Origin of the sequence: Neoakkermansia glycaniphila (assembly GCF_900097105.1) — a bacterium.
In the GTDB taxonomy this organism is placed as follows: Bacteria; Verrucomicrobiota; Verrucomicrobiia; order Verrucomicrobiales; family Akkermansiaceae; genus Akkermansia; species Akkermansia glycaniphila.
The window spans coordinates 1,892,978-1,910,711 of the sequence record NZ_LT629973.1; the positions used below are offsets into that span (position 1 = coordinate 1,892,978).

Genomic DNA, 17,734 nt, shown 5'->3' on the forward strand with positions numbered 1-17,734 from the left:
ATATGAAATCGATCTCTACAGCATTGATCCGGCAAATGCCGAAAGTAATGATCGCGTGGATGCTTTTGGCCGCGCCTGCATGGGCGGCAGAGTCCGCGGCTACGGCTGCGAAGGAGGAAAATGCACAATCTCAGGAGGATCGTATTTTACCTGCTGCGAAATGGAAGAAACTGGATGTTGCCGTGCCGCTGGTCGGAGAAGGCGGGCCGCCTCTTTGGAAAGAAGGTGAAATACAGGGAGATACGGGAGAACTCATGCTTTCCCAGCGGTTGCAGCGGACTGATGAGCTGGTGCTGGCCTGCTATTTCGAGTCGAAGTATGTGCCTTTATATAATGAGAAGAAAGGAAGACGTACATTGCGCTGGGATCTGCATACAAGAGGTCGCGTCGTACAATCGCTTCGAGGGAATATCCCGGTGGGGAGCATTATTGAAGTGATACAGGAGACCGACGAAACGCCGCCCGGTACATCGTACACCCCGAAGGATTTTGTCGCCAACAAGATTCAGGAGAAGACCGTTTCAGAGCCTGGGGTTCTCGTGTATCTTCTGATGGAGCGCGAGGAGGTGAAGAAGGAAGGAGGCATTTACGTGTACCGTAAGCTGGACCACCTCAGGGAACGCCCTGCAAAATTTTACACCGCGGATATGGAACGTTTCATCAAGGTTTGTCCCGCCAGCATCGTGGAAGAGAGTGTGCATGCCAGGCTTCTGCTGGGAAGGTAACGGTTGTTGCCATAAACTCGCTACCGGCATGTGCGGCAGCGAGTTTTGTTGAGGGTATGTATTCTATTTCCGGGGTTCGTCCCAACATTCCCGATGGAGTACCCAGACATCGCCTTTTGGCATGCTCGCAGCAACATGGAGGTTCCCATCTACAGTAAGTCCGGCATGTCCACCGCTAGCAAAGATGACGATATCGCCCATTTTGTCTTGCTCATAGCTGTCGTATTGCGCTCCCCCTTCATAATAATCCGGGGCAGTACAGGCAATTTTCTCGCGAAGGAATCTTTTCATGTTGGCTGCACTCTTAAGGATATGTTTTCCCCATGATGCATCGGGCGTGTCTGAAGGCGCTTCAGGATTTAGGACAATCAGGTCGCTCCCGATGGTTTGCATGTTGTCGGAAACCTGGTTGCCATTGATCATGTAAGCGCCGATGCGGTATCCTGCGCGATTAAGCGCCACGCTGAGGCGAGAGGCGCAGGGTTCATCGGCCAGTGCTTTTTGATAGGCTGCTTCAGGTAGGTTGAATTTTCCCCAGAAGTTTTCTCTGCCCGGAGCTCCGATATAATCCACCGGTCCGCGCGGATCCGATGCAGGATTTTGCTCAATCTGTTCAGCAGGTATGTAGGAGCCCGTATAGCCTTTTTTGATAGCTTCCGCTTTGTCTTTGGGCATTAAATTGACTGCTCTCAGTGCGCCGAATTTGACTCGGGAGCCATTGAGGCATACTTCGCATCGCGCCGCATTGCGCGATGCCGTGTATTCGATGTTCGTGTAGGATATTTTGACCCGGTAATACCCCTTGTACATGATGCCGAGTTCAACGGCGGAGCCCATGTAATACTGCCCACCACCGGCAGGGCCGGGGTTGGGCCGATCGACTGTAGCCTTTTTATCGGGAAATGCGTCAATGGAAAATTCTCCCAGATCGTCGGCACCAATCTGAATGTTGGCATTCTGCACAGTCTCGGCAATGTATATGTAGCCTGTCCATTCGTATTTGCAGGCGCCCCATTCGTGTCTGGAAAAGGAGGGGTTGGAAGGGATGGAGGTTTCGTCGGTGTTGACGGCTTCCGTAAATTGATGGCGAACAGCGTAAGGGACAAATATGTCTTGCATGTTGCTGCCGTCGGGTATGATTGTTGTATCGTTTGACATAATTTTGATTGGTATGGTGAAATTGTTTTCTGAAAAAGTATCAAAAAGACGGTGTGATTATTTACTGGTTTTGCTGTTTTGGCAAAGAATTCATTCACTGGGGCATTGATGCCTGTTTTTTGAGTTTTACCCAGATCGTATGTGCGAGAGGAGTTTCCGGTTGTTTCTGTCGCGGGTATGTGCCGTGTTCACCATTCCGGAGGAGGAAGCGGTGCGAGCTTGTCGAGCCGGAGCCCTTGCTGGATGGCAAATAAAGCTGGGGTGCACGAGGCTTCGGATGAAGGCGCTTGACGGTGGTGTGGCGGATGGGCTATATTCCGATGGATGCATGCGTTTGTTTCTTTGATGTGGCTGTCTTGCGCCGGTCTGATGATGGCGGGAGACGATTTTTCCATTTCGGACGAGGATTTGGAAAAGGAGATTTATCATTCGCGGTGGCAGGATCGCCTGTTGGAGGTGAGGTGGACGGTGGAAGCTCCGGAGGTGGTGGAAGGCGTTGCGCCGGGTGTGGCTCCCGCTTCGCTGGCCGGGAAGAGGGTGGTGTTCGATTTTTCCAAGGCGGAGGAGCGGTTGAAGCCTTGGAACGCGCCTGATGACGGATGGAGTGTTTGGGCTCCGGTGGAAGATGCCTCGAGGAAGGATGTGGTCGCGTTCGACGGAGGGGACGATTTGGATGTGTGGAGGCGTTTGAGTAACGGCGCCAAGGCGTCGGAGTGGCATTTGCATTATGCGCCGGGTGATGACGGGAAGACCGGGAGTGTGGGGTGGAGTTCGGAAACGGCCCCGGCAGGCGGGAGTGTGGATGAACGCCATCTCGTGTTCGAGGCGCCGGAATCCGGGTATGTGATGCCCTATCAAGATTTGGCTGCATGGGAGTTTCGACGGGAATTCCGCGGGGTAAGGTTTACCGTGGTCGATTGCCGTGCGTTGATACGGAAGGCTGCCGAGGCCTGCCGGGAGGAGAAGCAAACTATACGGGTGCATCTGTCTTTTGAGGCTGGTCCGCATGATTGGTATATGGAGCCGTGGAGTAATGATTTTTCTGCGGAGAAGGTCGTTGTTTCCGATGCGGACAAGCGGGCCCTGAAGCGGTTGCTGGCGGGTGTGCGTGCGGGAGACTGCAAGTCGTCCATGCGGGCGGATGTGCCTTTCTGGGTGATTCATATCGGCCAGGATGTGAGGTTGTCTTCTCAGGAATGGGCTTTGGGGATGATCGGTTTTGCTTCAAAGGAGGATGCGGAGGAGTTCACGAAGCTGATGGCGAGGTTGGTGAAGGTTCCCGTTCGTTTGTCTGAGGACGAGGCCGGGAGATGATGCGGATGTTTTGCGATAGGCGGTGATGTGCTGCGGAGGGCGGTGGAGGGCGGGGTGAAAATTCGCGTTTGTGTTTTGTTAGCGTGTTCGGGACTGTGTGTCTTTCGCCACACGGTGCAGGTGCGCAGAGTGGTGAATTCGGCGGCCCTGACGATGTGGTTCCCGTGCTTGTCTGTTGGGCATTTCGGGAGAATTTTATTCTAACTTTATTGTTTTCTTTTGTTAAACATGGGCTTTTTTAACTCTATCATATTGACTTTTTTGTCTAAAATTTTGCGACATAGAGCCTATTTTTTCGATGTTGTAACACAGTTGTTACAAAGTATTTGCGACTTTTTGAAAAAAGGATATTTGCACTCTTGACAAATGCGGCAAATGTCCCTAACGTTACTTGTCATGAAGATGCAACACACTGCCCATTCGCAAAGGTACGTTCACGTAGAGGATGAAAAAAAGCTGTTCAATTTGTATTTCGATCGGGAGACATTCGAGCGGGTCAAGAAGAATGCGAGGAAGAAGAAGGTGTCTTTGTCCCGGTGTATTCTGGAGCTTTCGAAGAAGTATTGCGAGAGCCAGGAGACGGCAAAATAATTTTTTACGGATTTCTCTTGACGGTGTACTACACCTATGATAATTTGTCGCCATGCCCAATGCCCCCGATCCAGACAAGACGATGCTCAGCGTTCGCATGCCGCGTACGCTGTATGAGCGCCTGCGAAAGCTTGCGCGGAAGAATAAGATGAGCATTACGGATTATGTGCTGCAGATCATTACCCTTGAAACAAAAAATATTACCCTCACTGCCGAAGACTATGAAAGAATTGCCCAACAAACAAGAGAAGCAGAGCGCAGATTGCGCAATCGTTGATTTCCGTGTGCCGCGCGAGCTGAAGGAGGCTTTGCGCAAGACTGCTGCTGCGGAAGGCCGTTCGCTGGAAGACCAAGTGCTCTTTTTTTTGCATAAGGGTGTAGTACACCTTTTCGAGGGTTTCTCTTCCGAGGCCGGTTGCGATCCGATCAACTAATTTTTTACTCAAGGTGTAGTACACCTATCCAAATTATTTGCCTTTTATGTTGTTTTATTCTGTGTTGTCCAGATTCGCGGTTTGTCTGCCGCATGGTTGGAGGAAGCGGCATGTTGCGCTTTCTCCGGGTTCCGCCCGCCTGCCGGGCGAAGGGTGTGCCGCCGACTGCGGTTGTTCCGATGGCCGGCGGCACACCCGAACGGAGAGTAGGCTTCGGCCTTTCCGTTCCTCCGGGGGATTCCGCTGTCGTTTCAGGGCGGATTCTCTGGATGTGCTGGAGGATTCTTGCGGTTCGGATGGTTCCGGCCGCGGCGGCAGGCCGCTGACGCATGATAGCGGAGAGTGTGTGCCTGATGATTCCGGCCGGGAAGGTCCGGGGGTGCTGGTGTTGTCTTTCGTGTTCGGGTGTTTGCTCGGGCTGGGAGTTTTGGTGGTGATGCTTCTTTTCAATCTGGGAGGTTTTTGAGATGGCCAGGGGTTCAAGATGTAAGGTGAAGGCCGATGGCAGTTGCCCGGATGCGGCGGATGTGTTTCGCCTGATGTTGTGCGCCGGGAGCTGGCGTGCTTCGCAGGGTGTGGGTTCTGTACCGGAGAGGTGTGGAGTATCGGCTCTGTGCCATGAGGTGGCTGCGTGCCTGTGCGGCGGAGCCGATGGGTGCGGGGATGAGGCGGCAGGCGCTGCGGCGTGGATTCGTGCGGAGGAGGAGGCTTTGTGCGCCCGGGTGTTTTCCGGTGGCAGGGATGGGGTTGTTTCGGCCCGCGGGCAGGAGTTGTCGTTGATGGCGGATGGCCGCGAGGTGTTGCGAGGGCGAGCGGATGCCGTGTTTTTGGATGAGCGGGGGTCGAGGGTTGTGGTGTGTGCGTACGATTGGGCGGCAGGGAGGGATGCCGATGGCTGCGGCGATGGGTGGAGGCTGGCTGCTTTGGCGGTACTGCTTGCCCGCGAGCTGGGGTGTGTGCCTCAGGTGTATGCGGCGGTTTTGCGTCCGTTTGCCGTGGAGAGGGAGGTGGCTCCGGTGTTTTTCTGTCCGGCGGATGTGGTGGCGGCGCGGGAGGCGATTCTGGATGTTTTGGCCCGGGCTGTGCGGGAGGATGTTCCGTGCGATGTTTCCGAGGCGGCGTGCCGAGGTTGCCGGGCCCGCGGCGTGTGCCGGGCGTTTTCCCGTGGTGTGGAGGAGTGGAGCGTGGCGGATGTGGAGAGGGTTTGGCAGGAGTTGCCGCCTTCGCGCAAGCTGGCGGCGTTCCGTTTGGCGCGGCTGGCGGAGGGTGTGGCAGCGCGTATCGATGCGTGCTGCGAGGCGGAGTTGAAGGCGGGCGGTGAGATTCCGGGGCTGGCTTTGTCTCCGGGGCGGCAGTTGTTTTCCGTGGCGGATGCTTCGGAGGCGTTTTCGCTGTTGTCGGCGCGTTTTCCCCGGCATGTGTCGGCTGTTTCGTTTGCCCGGGGCTGCCGCGTGAGTGTGTCCGATTTGGAGCGGCTGGTGCATGCGGCCCGCCGGGAGGAGGAGGCGAGTGCGTCGGTGAAGGGTTCCCGGGTTTTGCTGCGCGATTTGCTGGCTCCGTGCAGCGAGGTGCGGTTTTCGAGGGGTTCCCTGCGGGAGTGCGGCGGGGCCGGTGCGGCTCCCGGTTGTCCGTTCTGAGTGTGAGTTTTTTCTGTTTACCGTTATGCCCGATCGTATTTTACGAGCTTCGATTTTGACTTCGGATCGTCTTGCTTCTCTCCGTAATTGGGAGTCGGAGGTGTTTTACCGCCGCCTGTTTTCGGTGGCGGACGATTACGGCCGCTATGATGCCCGCCCGGCTGTGCTGCGCGCGCATTTGTATCCGCTGCAGATCGATAAGATGAGTGAAACTGGTATTGCCCGCTGTCTCCGTGAATGCGAGAGGGTGCGCCTTGTCCGTTTGTACTCGGTGGAGGAGAGGCCGTATTTGGAGATTGAGGATTTCGGGCAGCGGGTGCAGTCGAAGCCGAAGTGGCCGGGGCCTGGGGAGGATGAGCGGGGCAGGACGGCGGTTCACGGTGGTTTGCCGTTCCATTCGGAGGCGAAGTCGGATTCGGATTCGTTGTTCGTGGGGGATGTGGCGAGGGGAGCCGGGAGGAGGGGAGAGGCGGGTTCCGCTGCGCCGGATGAGGCGGGGTTCCGGAGGTTTGTGGCGGAGGTGTGTGCGTTGCGCCCTTCGTGGAAGAAGTTGCGGAGGCTGCCGATGGCGTGCGAGGAGGCGGCGCGCGATGCGGCGGCGGCTTTGGATTTGTCTTCCGGCGATTTTGCGCTGCTTGGTGCGTATTTTGCTTCTTCGATGGCGAAGGATCGGTTTGGTGCGGCGTTTTGGCGGCCGACCGGTCTCGAACAGTTTTTTCGCTCCATGGCCGATGTTCTTTCCCATGCGTATCGCTGGCGGAAGGAGTCGGGCTGGGGCTTTCCCAAATCCGCGGCGGCGGAGCAACCCGTTTTTACGGACGGGGGGCAGGCCGCCACTCTTGAGTCTTTTCGCCGTTTTCTCGACGAGGAGCATGATTCAAACCATATAAGTAATCAATAGACTATGAAACTTAATCTCAGTAAGGCAAGCCTGAAGCGCGAAAATCATCATTTGTTCCTGCAAACTCCCGGACGTACGGTGTGGTGGATCGGGTTGACGCTGCACGGGAAGGACGGTACGGTGACGAGGATTCGCCGCAGTTTGCAGACGCATGATGTGCAGGTGGCGCGCAAGAGGCGCGATCTGATTATCGGGGATTTGCTCAATTCGACTTCCGGCCATGGAGATTCCGTCGAATAATGGTGCGTCTTCTCCGCTGCGCGGGGAGGTGCTGCGCCGCAACCGGGCCGGGAAGGGCGGCCGGGGCGGTTCGTACAAGCTGCGCGTGCGGATCAGCCAGGGGAAGGGGATGGTGGGGCGCGTGATCGAGCCGGGGCTGGGGACGAACGATTTGCTGCAGGCGCAGGAGAAGGCGATTGCGATTTTGCTGACACTGCAGCAGGCGGGGTATCTCCAGAGGCCTCCCGAGTATGTGTTTACGCTCGGGGGGTATGAGGTGTCGTACGAGCGGCTGCTGGCATGGAAGGATGAGCTGCGCCGCGAGGTGCGGAGGGCGTCGCGGGGGAGCCGGAGTTCTTCAGGGGAGTTTTAGCCCCTGTGCGCAGGCTTTTCTTTGCGGAGGCATGCGGGTATTCTGGTTCCGGTTCCCGGCGGAAGGCCGCAGTCTGTTTGCTGCAGGGAATAGAGAGAGTAATTCAAGCATATAAAGCCACCCTATGAATGCCAGAGTATCCGCCGGGAACCGACCGCCGGGCAGACCCCGGAAGTATGATGAAGCCTTGGCCGAGCGTCTTTGCGGCGCGATTGCCGATGGTCTGAGTTTGACCCGCGCCGCCGTTTTGTGCGGCGTGGGTGCGACGTCGGTTCGCCGCTGGCTGGCTGCGGTGCCGGAGTTCAGGGCGCGGTATGCCTGCGCCTGCGAGTTGCGCCTGTTGCTGCTGGAGGAGAAGCTGCTCGATCTTTGCGAGGAGGGGCATGATGCGGCCGGAGATTCGGAGGGAGGGGGTGCGCGGTTGCGTGCGGTGAAGCTGGAGATCGATACGATCAAGTGGCAGCTTTCCAAGCTGCTGCCCCGGCAGTGCGGGGCGAAGGCTGCGGGAGAGGCGCCGGGTGCGTGCGAGGGGGCGACGGTGTCCGAGCGTGTGGATAGGGAGGAGTTGGCCGCGTTTGCCGAGATGCTGGCGGCGGCCCGTGCGAGGATTGGGGAGGGGTGATGAAGGCGCGTTTGTCTCCGGCGGAGTTTGCCGTGTTTGTGTTGGGCCAGAGGTTGTATCCCTGGCAGGTGGAGGTTTTGGAGGCAGTGGGAGCCGGGAAGCCGACTGCGCTGTGCGCGGCGAATGGGTCGGGGAAGACGGCGTCGGTGATTGCGACTCTGATTTTGTGGTTTCTGGATTCTTTTCCGAAGGGGCGGTGCCCGGTGACTTCCGGTTCGTGGATGCAGGTGCGCCAGCAGCTTTGGCCTGCGTTGCGCCGTTACCGGGAGCGTTTTCCGGGGTGGCGTTGGGCGCCTTCCGCCTGTGAGGTTTCGACTCCGCAGGGAGGCCGGGCGGTGGGGTTCGCGACGAATGAGGCGGGGCGCGCGGAGGGCTGGCACGGTACGCCGGATGCTCCGGTGATGTATGTGGTGGATGAGGCGAAGTCGGTGCAGGATGAGATTTTTACGGCGGTGGATCGTTGTACGACGCAGTTCAAGTTGTATGCTTCTTCCGCCGGAGGGGCTGCCGGGCAGCATTTCCGGTGTTTTCACGAGGATGCCGCGCTGTTTTACCGGGTGAGGGTGACGGCGTTCGATTGTCCTCATATTGCGAGGGAGAAGATCGAGTTTTTGAAGGCGAAGTACGGGGAGGATTCCGCGCAGTACCGGTCGATCGTGCTTTCGGAGTGGACGGAGGGGAGCGATTTGCTGATTGTGCCTCCGGAGCTGTTGCGGAGGGCGTTGGAGTGTCCGCCTGCGGCGCGGGCGGGGCAGTGTTTTTCGTTTTCCGATTTTGCAGCCGGACGGGATGAGAATGCGGTGGCGGTGCGCTGCGGGAATTCGATTCGGCTGGTGGAGGCATGGAGGGATGACGATACGGTGCGGATGCGGCGCAAGGTGGTGCGGCTGCAGGAGGCGCTGGGCGTGCCTGCGGTGCGGGCGTGGGGGGACGGTTCGGGAGCGGGGAGGAATGTGCTGCAGGATATGGCGGAGGAGGGGTTCCGGATGCGGGCGTTTCTGGGTGGCGCTCCTTCGGAGGATCGGGAGAATTATCAGGATTTGAATGCGGATGCATGGTTCGGGTTTGCTCGGGATTTGCGTGCGGGGAAGCTGCGGCTGGAGGGGGTGGATGGCGAGACGTTCCGGCAGTTGACATGCCGCCGGATGGAGTGGGACCGGAAGGGGAGGTTGCGCTGCGAGCCGAAGGAGGTGATGCGTGCGCGGGGGCTGCATAGCCCAGACCGGGCGGATGCGGTGGTGGGAGCCTGGTGGGCCGGGCGCAGGATGCTGTACGGGGAGGGTGACGGGGTGGTTTTGCCGGTGAGTGTGCCGGAGAATCCGTTCGCTGCGCCGGAGACTCCGTGGCTGTCTCCGTTTTAGGGCGCGGGCGCTTGCACTGTTCGGTGGTTTGTGGTAGAAACGGCGGTACCCCCTCTCATGAAGCGTTTTTTCGGTTTTGTTTTTTTCTTTATGCTGGTTTTGGCGTGGCCTGCATGTATGAATTTTTTCGGCCTGCCGGTGACGATTCGCCGCCTCGATGTGTTGCGCCCTGTGCAGGTGGAGGAAGAGTCGTTCAGGTGGGGCTGGCCGTCTCAGGAGCATGCATGGAGTGCGACGGGGTGGTTGAAGGAGGATGTGCGGTGCGAGTCGGCGGTGGCGGCATGCGGGTGGAAGTCGGCTGGGTGTTTTCCTGCGGATATGGAGTGGGATGATCCCGGTTGCGATTGGTATGAGGGGGTGAGGGAGTTTCATCGGTTGTTTCCGGAGAGGGATGTTCACCGTTTGCAGTTGTTTTGGGCGGAGACGGGTTTTCCCGGGATTGATGAGCGTTCTCCCTGCCGGATGGTGGTGGATGGGGAGTCGGGCTGGGTGCATGTGTCTTTGTGGGGGAAGTGGCGCGCGTGGGTTTGGCGGTGAGGTTGCGTTTTGGGCTGGACATGAGGAGTGTGTCGACCGTATGCTGTTAGGCAGGATGTCGTGGTTGTCTCGTTTGCTGTATGTCGGTTTGGTTGCCCTGACGGTGTGGGGGTTCCGGAGTTTTTCGTTTCCGGTGTGGTGGTCTCGGGAGATGACGTTTGCCTGTTTGTTTGCGGTGCCGGGGATTTTGTGCTGGTGGCCTGCGTTGGCGCATTTGCGCGCGCAGCCGTTGCGGTGGCGGCGGGTGTGGCTGTGGGTTCTGTTTCTTGGGCCTCCCTGCCTGCTGCTGGGCGGATGTTATGCGGTGGCTTTTGCGACGATGGATGCGGGGCTGGAGCAGTGGCGGGTGTGGATGGGGAGTGTGCGGTTCGTGTGGATGGTGTTCGTGCCGTATGTGGCGGTGGGGTGTTTGCTGAAGTGGGCTTTCGTGCCTGCTGTGGGGAGGAGCGGCACGCCGAGGGCGTGAGCGGGGGCTGTTTTCGCCAGGTATGACGGTGTTCCGCCTTTTTCGATGCCGGGATGGTTTGTAATGTATGGAGTAGCGATGCGTTCGCTCGCCCCCCAACGACGATGCCCAGGAAGTTTGAAGAAGAAGAGGAGCCCCAGTGGGGGAAGAATGTGAAGGTGCAGGGCAGGGATGCCTATCGACCCCGTGTGCCTTTGGTGGTGCGGGTGCTGGCGAGGCTGTCGGGCTACTGGTCTTTGTCGGTGGCAGTGGTGGCGATGTCGGTTATTTTGCTGGCTGGTGCGGCGGCGATTTTCGGCTGGTTTTTCGGACTGACGGCGAGTCCTCCTCTTGAGCTGGTGTCTGTGTGCCGATCGGGGTTTCTTTCCGAGGTGAAGGAGGCGATGGGACGTGTGGATGGCGTGAAGTACGAGAAGACGGTCGATCAGGATGACGGCAGGGAGGTGCATGTCTGGAAGTGTTCCGACTGGAAGGGCGAGTGGTCGCTCGTTTGCAGGCCGTGGAGTGATGGAGGATCGCAGATTCACCAGCCCAGGGTGTTTTACGAGGATTTTACCGGGAGGTTTGAGGTGGAGATTTCAGGGAATACGGAGGGGTTTGAGTTGATTTGGAAATGAGGTGGAGAGTGAGGCGTATCTGGCGGATGCGCGGAGCGTTCTGATTTTTTCGGGTTGCTTTTGATAGGTTTTTTCTGTATGATCCGGCTGCTATGGCGGCACAGGATTCGAGTTTGAGCCCGATGATGGATCAGTATCTGCGGATGAAGCAGGGGCTTCCGGAGGATGTGTGGCTTTTTTTCCGGCTGGGGGATTTTTACGAGATGTTTTTCGAGGATGCGGTGGAGGCTTCCGCCGTGCTGGGGCTGACGCTGACGAAGCGGCATACGGTGCCGATGTGCGGTGTGCCGTTTCATAGTGTGGAGGGGTATATCGGGCAGGCGGTGAAGGCGGGGAAGCGGGTGGCGATTGCGGAGCAGAAGGGTACTCCGGTGCCGGGGAAGCTGGTGGAGCGGGAGCTGGTGCAGGTGGTTTCCGCCGGGACGCTGGCGGATTTGGCTTTGCTGAATGAGGCGGAGCATAATTATATCGTGGCGGTGTTCCGCGAGAAGTCCGCGTGGGGGCTGGCGTGCGTGGATCATACGACGGGGGAGTTTTCGGTGGCGGAGTTCGGTTCTCAGGAGGCGCTGGCGGAGGAGGTTTCGCGGGTTGCGCCGAGGGAGCTGCTGGTGAGCGATGAGCAGAGGGATTCGTTTCCGCTGTTGCGGCCGACGCTGTTTTACGACGGTTATGCGTTTTTGCCGGGCGCTGCGGTGCCGGTGCTGGAGGCGCATTTTCAGGTGCATTCTCTGGAGGGGTTCGGCTGTGCGGGGTTGAGGGCGGCTTTGGGCGCTGCGGGGGCGGTGTTGCATTATTTGAAGCATCAGTTGAGGCGTTCGACGGAGCATTTGCGGAAGCTGGCGCTGCGGCCGACGGAGGGGGTGGTGCTGATCGATGCGGCGAGCCAGCGGAATCTGGATTTGGTGGATGCACGCGGCGGGGCGAAGTTTTCGCTGCTGGGTGCTCTGGACGGTACGTCTTCCCCGATGGGTGCGCGGAAGTTGCGCGATTGGGTGTTGCATCCGGTTGCGGATGTGGATGTGCTGCGAGGGCGGCAGGATGCGGTGGAGAGGTTTCTCGGGGAGCCGTTTCTGATGAGTAAGCTGCGGGATTCGTTGAAGGGGGTGCGCGATTTGGAGCGTCTTTCTTCAAAGCTGGCTCAGGGGGCGGGGAATGCCCGGGATTTGATGGCGCTGGGTTGTTCGCTGGGGCAGGTGCCTGCGGTGGAGGCGGATCTTTATGTGCTGGCGGAGGGGTGCCCTAAGCTGGGTGATTTGTGCGGGAGGCTGGGGGATTTCGCCGGGCTGGTGGAGTTGCTGGCGGGTGCGCTGGCGGATGAGCCTCCGGTGACGATCAAGGAGGGGGGGATGATTCGCGACGGTTATAGTGCGGAGCTGGATGAGCTGCGGCTGGCGTCGCGCGACGGGAAGGCGTGGCTGGCGGAGATGGAGGCGCGGGAGAGGGCTGCGACGGGGATCGATTCGCTGAAGATTCGTTTCAATAATGTGTTCGGCTATTATATCGAGGTGACGAGGGCGAATTATGCCAAGGTGCCGGAGCATTACCACCGGAAGCAGACGCTGGCGAATGCGGAGCGTTTCGTGACGGAGGAGTTGAAGAGGATGGAGGGGACGATTCTGGGGGCGGATGAGCGTTCGCGCCAGTTGGAGTATGAGTTGTTTTGTGCGCTGCGCGAGGAGGTGAAGGGGTTTCTGGATGCGATTCAGGTGTCTGCGGATGCGCTGGCGGAGGCTGATGTGCTGTTGGCGTTTGCGGAGTCGGCGCAGCGGCACGGGTATTGCCGTCCGGAGCTGGATTGTTCGCGCAATTTGTCGATTGTGAATGGCCGCCATCCGGTGATCGAGCAGGTGCAGCAGGGTGTTCCTTTCGTGCCGAACGATTCGCTGATGGATGAGGAGGGGAATCGGGTGTTGATTTTGACGGGGCCGAATATGGCGGGGAAGAGTACGTATATCCGCCAGGTGGCGTTGATTGTGCTGATGGCGCAGATCGGGTCGTTCGTTCCGGCGGAGTCGGCTCGTATCGGCGTGGTGGATCGGATTTTCTGCCGGGTGGGGGCGAGCGATGATTTGGCGCGGGGGCAGTCCACTTTCATGGTGGAGATGAGCGAGACGGCGATGATTCTGAATAATGCGACGGAGCGTTCACTGGTGATTCTGGACGAGATCGGGCGCGGTACGGCGACGTTCGACGGTTTGTCGATTGCGTGGGCGGTGGCGGAGCATTTGCACGATGAGCTGGGGTCGCGGACGCTGTTTGCGACGCATTACCACGAGCTGGTGGATTTGGTGCATACGCATCCGGCGGTGAGCAATTGGCATGTGGAGGTGCGGGAGTGGAAGGATGAGATTGTGTTTCTCCGCAAGGTGCTGCCGGGCCCGGCGGATAAGTCGTACGGGATTCAGGTGGCGCGGCTGGCCGGGATGCCGGAGAGTATCGTGAGCCGTGCGAAGGAGATTTTGACGCATTTGGAGATGTCTTCGACGAGGCGGGAGCCGAAGGCTCGCAAGCGGCAGAAGCCGGGTATGCCCGTGGCACGCGAGGCGGAGGTGACGCAGCTTGAGCTGCTGTGGGACGAGGAGGAGTGACGGGCGGTGCGCCGTGGGTCAGTGGCTGCGACCGGAGAAGAGTCGTTTGATGAGTCTGCCGATTTTCCGGAAGGTGGGGAAGTTGCCGTATGGGATGTGCTGCTGCGTGTTTTCGAGGATGTTCAGGTTGTGCAGGGCCTGTTCGTCTCCCTGCGCGGCAGCCTGCCGGAGCCAGTGGATGGCTTGCTGTGTGTTTTGCGGGACGCCGTGTCCTGCAAGGTAGAATTCGGCGAGTATGGATTGGGCGGCGGGATGGCCTTGTTGCGCGGCTTTTTCGAGCCAGAAGGCGGCCTGTTTTGCGTTCGGTTCGGTGGCAGAGGCCAGCCGGGCGGCGAGGTGGTATTGGGCTTGAACGAATCCCTGTTCGGCGGATTTGGTGAACCAATGGAGGGCTTTTTTCCGGTCGGCTTCCACTCCATGGCCTTTTTCATAGGATAAGGCGAGGTTGTACTGGGCGGTTTCGTTTCCGTTTTCCGCTGCGGCCAGGAGCCAGCGGATGGCCTGTTCGATTTCGTCGGGCGATTGGCTGTGTTCGAGGTAGGTTGTGGATAATAGCATGCGGGCATCCTCATGGCCTTGTTCGGTGGCTTTTTTGAGCCAGTAGACGGCTTTGTCGATGTCGTGCGCGGCTGCGAAGATGTCGCCGAGGCTGTATTGGGCCTTGGCGAATCCCTGGTTGGCGGATTTGGTGAACCAATGGAGGGCTTTTTGCTGGTCGGCTTCCACTCCACGGCCTTTTTCGTAGGATATGGCGAGGTTGTACTGGGCGATTTCGTCTCCGGTTTCCGCTGAGGCAAGGGTCCAGCGGATGGCCTGTTCGATTTCGTCGGGCGATTGGCTGTATTCGAGGTAGAGTCCGGCCACTTGTATGCGGGCGTGCTCATCTCCCTGATCGGCAGCTTTTCTGAGCCAGTAGATGGCTTTGTTGATGGCGTGTGCGGATAAGAAGAAGTTTCCGAGGCTGTATTGGGCGCCGATATGGCCGAGCCGGGCGGCCTGTTCGCGGTATTTGAAGGATGCGGCCATGTCGCGGCGGGCGGCGGTGCTTTCCTGGTAGATGTCGGAGAGGGTGAGAAGCGCCCCGATGTGTTGCCGATCTGCGGCCTTTTTGAGCCAGCGGATACCTTGTTTGGCGTTTTGAGGGATGCCGGTTCCTTCAATCAGGAGGCAACCCAGTTCGTGCTGGGCGTCGGCATCGCCTTGTTCGGCCATGTGCCGAAGTGCGTCGGGCGCGGGGGCGTTATTCATGGGTGGGGGTATCGTACGGCAGGAGTCGGTTGTTTGTCAAGGATGGTGAGGCTACTGGGTGGTGATGCGGGTTTTATCGCGCGAAGGGGGTGTTCATGTCGGTTCGTCAGGCGGGTCAATAGTGGTTGCGGGGGTGTTTGATGTTTTCCTGGACGCGGAGGACGGCAGCGGCAGCTTGTTTGTTTCCTTGCGCTGCCGCTTTTCTGTACCAGGCGAGAGCCAGTTTGTTGTTTCTCAATCCCGGTCGTTCGTAGTATCGACCCAGTGTGTTTTGGGCTTCGATGTTTCCGTTCAATGCTTTTCGGATTAAGGGCAAGTCTTCCGGGTCGCGGGGGATTTCGGCGGCGGATGGCAGGTCGTTCGGGGCCGGGTAGCTCCGTGGGCTTTCCTCCGGTATGACGGTGTTCCAGAATTGTTCTATTTTGAAGATGAGGGGGCCTTGTTTGTCTGCCCGGGCGTACCAATGGGCGGCGAGTGCAGCATTTTCCTCTATGCCCCAACCGAAGGCATAGCAGTGTGCGAGTTCGATTTGCGCTTGCATGACGCCTTGTTCGGCGGCTCGCCGGTACCAGTAGGCTGCCTGTTTTTCATGTTGCTGTTTTTGGCTGTTGAGCGGGTCGATGCCGAATGCGTAGAGTTGTGCCAGTGCAAGCTGGGCTTGAGGATGGCCTTGTTCGGCGGCTTTTTGGTACCAGTAATGGGCAGACTGTCCGTAGTAGTTGTTCAGGATTGTGCCGTTTTGATAGTGTTGGCCGAGGCGGTACTGGGCGTCCGCCTGTCCGTTTTCTGCGGCTTCACTGTCCCGTGCGATGCGGCGCAGGCGTTCCGTTTTTGATTTTTGTTCCCATTCCTGTGCGCTATGAGCGTTTTTCAGGGTGCCGATGCCGTGCTTGTAGGCGTAGGCCAGTGCGGTTTGGGCGTCGGGGTTGCCTTGTTGGGCCGCCTGCCGCAGGCATTCGATGATTTTGAAGGGGGCGAGCTGCGCGGAGGTTTGGTGTGTGCCCGGTATCCATGCGGGGTCGATGCATGGGCTGTCCGGGTAGATGTAGGGTGTAGCAGGCGTTGCGTTGGTTATGTCTCCGCATCCATAGGCAGTGGCGGCTTTGAGGTACCATTCGGCTGCTTGTTCGGGGGAGGGTTCCGTTCCCGTGCCTTGGTTGAGGCAATCGGCGAGCCTGCGTCTGGCTTCCGGGTAGCCTTTTTGTGCCAGTTCCCGATAGATGGAGACGGCTTGTTCCCGGTTTTGCGGTGTGCCGATTCCTTGGAAGGCGCATTCGGCGAGGATGAATTCGGCTTCGGGGCAGCCCTGTGCGGCGGATTTGCGGTACCAGTGCAGGGCCAGGGGGATGTCTGCCGCGGTGTTTTCCGTGCCTGTGTGATAGATGCGGCCCAGGTTGTACTGGGCTTGGGGGTGGCCTTGTTCTGCAGCCAGCCGGAAGTATTCGAGTGCGGCGGCGCTGTGGTTAGGTTGTGTGGCCGGCGGAGGAAGTTGGTGATGGAATATGAGGTAGCCGAGGCGGTTGCGGGCAATCGGATTTCCGGCGTTTGCTTCGGTTTGCAGGGTTGCGATCGTTTGTGCCGTTAAGTTGGCGGGGCAGTCGTAGTCAAGGGGCAAGGGTTGTGTTTCCTGTCCGATGAGGAGGGAGGCTGAGAAGTGGAGGGCGCAATACGCCGCGATGAGTATTGTGGTTTTCATGGAGTGCAGAGGGGGGTGAGTTTTGATGTTAGCAGGTTGTGAGGCTGTGTCAATAAGGAATGTTTTGTCAATGTGGAGGGATCGGGATGTTGTTCGTCAGGATGGGTGATGATGCGCGCGCGTGTTGACTGTCACGGGCGATCATTGACTTGGTGGGCGTTTTTTGGTATCGCTCTGCGCGATGAATCGTTTTGTTGCCGCGTTTGTTTTCTGCGCTACAACTTTGGTTTCGCTGGTTCTGGTTTCCGGCTGCAAGCCGCAGGAGGATGTTTCGCGTACGGAGGTGCGGATCGGATGTTTTCCGAATGTGACGCATGTGCAGGCTTTGGTGGCCCGATATATGGCCCGGATGGGGGAGAATTGGGTGCGCCAGCCGGATGGCGGCTGGGTGAAGGCTGCGGGCAAGGGCTGGTTCGAGGAGAGGATGCCGGGGCATTCGTTCGTGTGGTCGACGTATAATGCGGGGCCGAGCGCGATGGAGGCTATTTTCGGGCGGTCGATCGATGTGACGTATGTGGGGCCGAGTCCGGCGCTGAATGCCTACGGGGTGTCTCAGGGTACGGAGGTGCGGGTGATGGCGGGTGCGGTGAACGGCGGCGCGGCTTTGCTGGTGCATGCGGGTTCTTCGATGAAGGAGGGTAAGGATTTTTACGGGAAGCGTGTGGCGACGCCGCAGCTTGGGAATACGCAGGATGTTTCCGCCCGGGCATGGCTCCGGAAGCAGGGGTTGCATTTGACTCGGAACGGTACGGGCGATTGCCGGGTGTTGCCGACGTCGAATGCGATGCAGCTTCCTTTGTTCAAGCAGGGTGAGCTGGATGCGGTGTGGACGGTGGAGCCGTGGGTTTCCCGGCTGGAGGCGGAGGCCGGAGCGGTGCCGCTGGTGGAGGATTCCGAGGTGGCGACGACGGTGCTTGTGGGGCGCGATGCGTGGCTGAAGGCGCATCCGGAGCTGGCGGCGAAGCTGATTGCCGCCCATAAGGAGTTGACGGAGTGGGTGGCGGCCCATCCCGAGGAGGCGCAGAGGATGGTGGCGGATGAAATGAAGCTGCTGACTCGCGCCAAGGGTGATGAGATGGAGAAGATTGTGCGTTCGTCGTGGAAGCGGTTGAAGCTGACGACGGAGGTGGATGTGCCGGGTCTCCGGCAGTTTGTGAAGGATGCGCAGGATGCCGGTCTGCTGCGTTCCCGTTTTCCCGATGTTGCCGGTATTGTGTATCAACCAGATTCCCCACGTTAAGCCGTTT

General features: G+C 58.8%; 18 protein-coding genes. 15 read left to right on the top strand and 3 right to left on the bottom strand.

Going from position 1 to position 17,734, the window contains the following annotated elements; genetic code table 11:
* The first annotated feature begins 2 nt into the window (after positions 1-2).
* The gene (locus PYTT_RS07885; RefSeq protein WP_071133381.1) at positions 3-725 is read left to right on the top strand and encodes a hypothetical protein; all 723 of its coding nucleotides are present in this window, start codon (positions 3-5) and stop codon (positions 723-725) included.
* Positions 726-788: 63 nt separating this feature from the next.
* On the opposite strand, the gene PYTT_RS07890 is transcribed toward PYTT_RS07885, so the two are convergent.
* Positions 789-1,883 (bottom strand): hypothetical protein, encoded by a 1,095-nt coding sequence (locus PYTT_RS07890; RefSeq protein ID WP_067774409.1) that lies wholly within the window; start codon positions 1,881-1,883, stop codon positions 789-791.
* A 345-nt stretch (positions 1,884-2,228) separates the two neighbouring features.
* Between PYTT_RS07890 and PYTT_RS07895 the strand changes: the two genes are divergently transcribed.
* The 13 genes from PYTT_RS07895 (at position 2,229) to mutS (ending at position 13,543) form a co-directional block, all read left to right on the top strand.
* Positions 2,229-3,197: a hypothetical protein gene (locus PYTT_RS07895; protein WP_071133382.1), complete on the top strand. Its 969-nt coding sequence runs from the start codon at positions 2,229-2,231 to the stop codon at positions 3,195-3,197.
* A 396-nt stretch (positions 3,198-3,593) separates the two neighbouring features.
* Positions 3,594-3,788, top strand: a complete 195-nt coding sequence (locus PYTT_RS07900) for a hypothetical protein (RefSeq protein ID WP_141675760.1) — start codon at positions 3,594-3,596, stop codon at positions 3,786-3,788.
* A gap of 221 nt (positions 3,789-4,009) precedes the next feature.
* The gene (locus PYTT_RS07905; protein ID WP_067774402.1) at positions 4,010-4,222 is read left to right on the top strand and encodes a FitA-like ribbon-helix-helix domain-containing protein; all 213 of its coding nucleotides are present in this window, start codon (positions 4,010-4,012) and stop codon (positions 4,220-4,222) included.
* A gap of 467 nt (positions 4,223-4,689) precedes the next feature.
* Positions 4,690-5,859 carry a DUF2800 domain-containing protein gene (locus PYTT_RS13380; RefSeq protein WP_067774399.1) on the top strand — a complete coding sequence of 390 codons (1,170 nt, stop codon included), beginning with the start codon at positions 4,690-4,692 and terminating at the stop codon, positions 5,857-5,859.
* 25 nt (positions 5,860-5,884) lie between these two features.
* Positions 5,885-6,760 (top strand): hypothetical protein, encoded by an 876-nt coding sequence (locus tag PYTT_RS07915; RefSeq protein ID WP_067774396.1) that lies wholly within the window; start codon positions 5,885-5,887, stop codon positions 6,758-6,760.
* Between the two features lie 3 nt (positions 6,761-6,763).
* Positions 6,764-7,000 (top strand): hypothetical protein, encoded by a 237-nt coding sequence (locus PYTT_RS07920; protein ID WP_067774393.1) that lies wholly within the window; start codon positions 6,764-6,766, stop codon positions 6,998-7,000.
* Positions 6,981-7,352 (top strand): hypothetical protein, encoded by a 372-nt coding sequence (locus tag PYTT_RS07925; RefSeq protein WP_067774390.1) that lies wholly within the window; start codon positions 6,981-6,983, stop codon positions 7,350-7,352. Before PYTT_RS07920 ends, PYTT_RS07925 begins: the two co-directional genes overlap by 20 nt.
* A gap of 124 nt (positions 7,353-7,476) precedes the next feature.
* Positions 7,477-7,974: a terminase small subunit-like protein gene (locus tag PYTT_RS07930; RefSeq protein WP_067774387.1), complete on the top strand. Its 498-nt coding sequence runs from the start codon at positions 7,477-7,479 to the stop codon at positions 7,972-7,974.
* Entirely contained in the window at positions 7,971-9,335 is a 1,365-nt protein-coding gene (locus PYTT_RS07935; RefSeq protein ID WP_156850346.1) for a hypothetical protein, read from the top strand. Before PYTT_RS07930 ends, PYTT_RS07935 begins: the two co-directional genes overlap by 4 nt.
* Positions 9,336-9,452: 117 nt before the next feature.
* The gene (locus PYTT_RS07940) at positions 9,453-9,872 is read left to right on the top strand and encodes a hypothetical protein (RefSeq protein ID WP_141675758.1); all 420 of its coding nucleotides are present in this window, start codon (positions 9,453-9,455) and stop codon (positions 9,870-9,872) included.
* Between the two features lie 55 nt (positions 9,873-9,927).
* Entirely contained in the window at positions 9,928-10,338 is a 411-nt protein-coding gene (locus tag PYTT_RS07945) for a hypothetical protein (RefSeq protein WP_141675757.1), read from the top strand.
* Between the two features lie 104 nt (positions 10,339-10,442).
* On the top strand, positions 10,443-10,955 hold the full coding sequence (locus tag PYTT_RS07950; protein WP_071133386.1) for a hypothetical protein: 513 nt from the start codon (positions 10,443-10,445) through the stop codon (positions 10,953-10,955).
* Between the two features lie 122 nt (positions 10,956-11,077).
* Positions 11,078-13,543, top strand: coding sequence for a DNA mismatch repair protein MutS (mutS, locus tag PYTT_RS07955; RefSeq protein WP_067774512.1), 2,466 nt, complete (start codon positions 11,078-11,080; stop codon positions 13,541-13,543).
* 18 nt (positions 13,544-13,561) lie between these two features.
* Here mutS and PYTT_RS07960 read toward each other — a convergent pair whose 3' ends face one another.
* Both PYTT_RS07960 and PYTT_RS07965 read right to left on the bottom strand, forming a co-directional pair.
* On the bottom strand, positions 13,562-14,791 hold the full coding sequence (locus PYTT_RS07960) for an SEL1-like repeat protein (protein ID WP_083076584.1): 1,230 nt from the start codon (positions 14,789-14,791) through the stop codon (positions 13,562-13,564).
* 115 nt (positions 14,792-14,906) lie between these two features.
* Positions 14,907-16,487 carry a tetratricopeptide repeat protein gene (locus tag PYTT_RS07965; RefSeq protein ID WP_067774371.1) on the bottom strand — a complete coding sequence of 527 codons (1,581 nt, stop codon included), beginning with the start codon at positions 16,485-16,487 and terminating at the stop codon, positions 14,907-14,909.
* A 181-nt stretch (positions 16,488-16,668) separates the two neighbouring features.
* Here PYTT_RS07965 and PYTT_RS07970 point away from each other — a divergent pair, with 181 nt between their 5' ends.
* Positions 16,669-17,727 (top strand): ABC transporter substrate-binding protein, encoded by a 1,059-nt coding sequence (locus PYTT_RS07970; RefSeq protein WP_067774368.1) that lies wholly within the window; start codon positions 16,669-16,671, stop codon positions 17,725-17,727.
* Positions 17,728-17,734 lie beyond the last annotated feature (7 nt).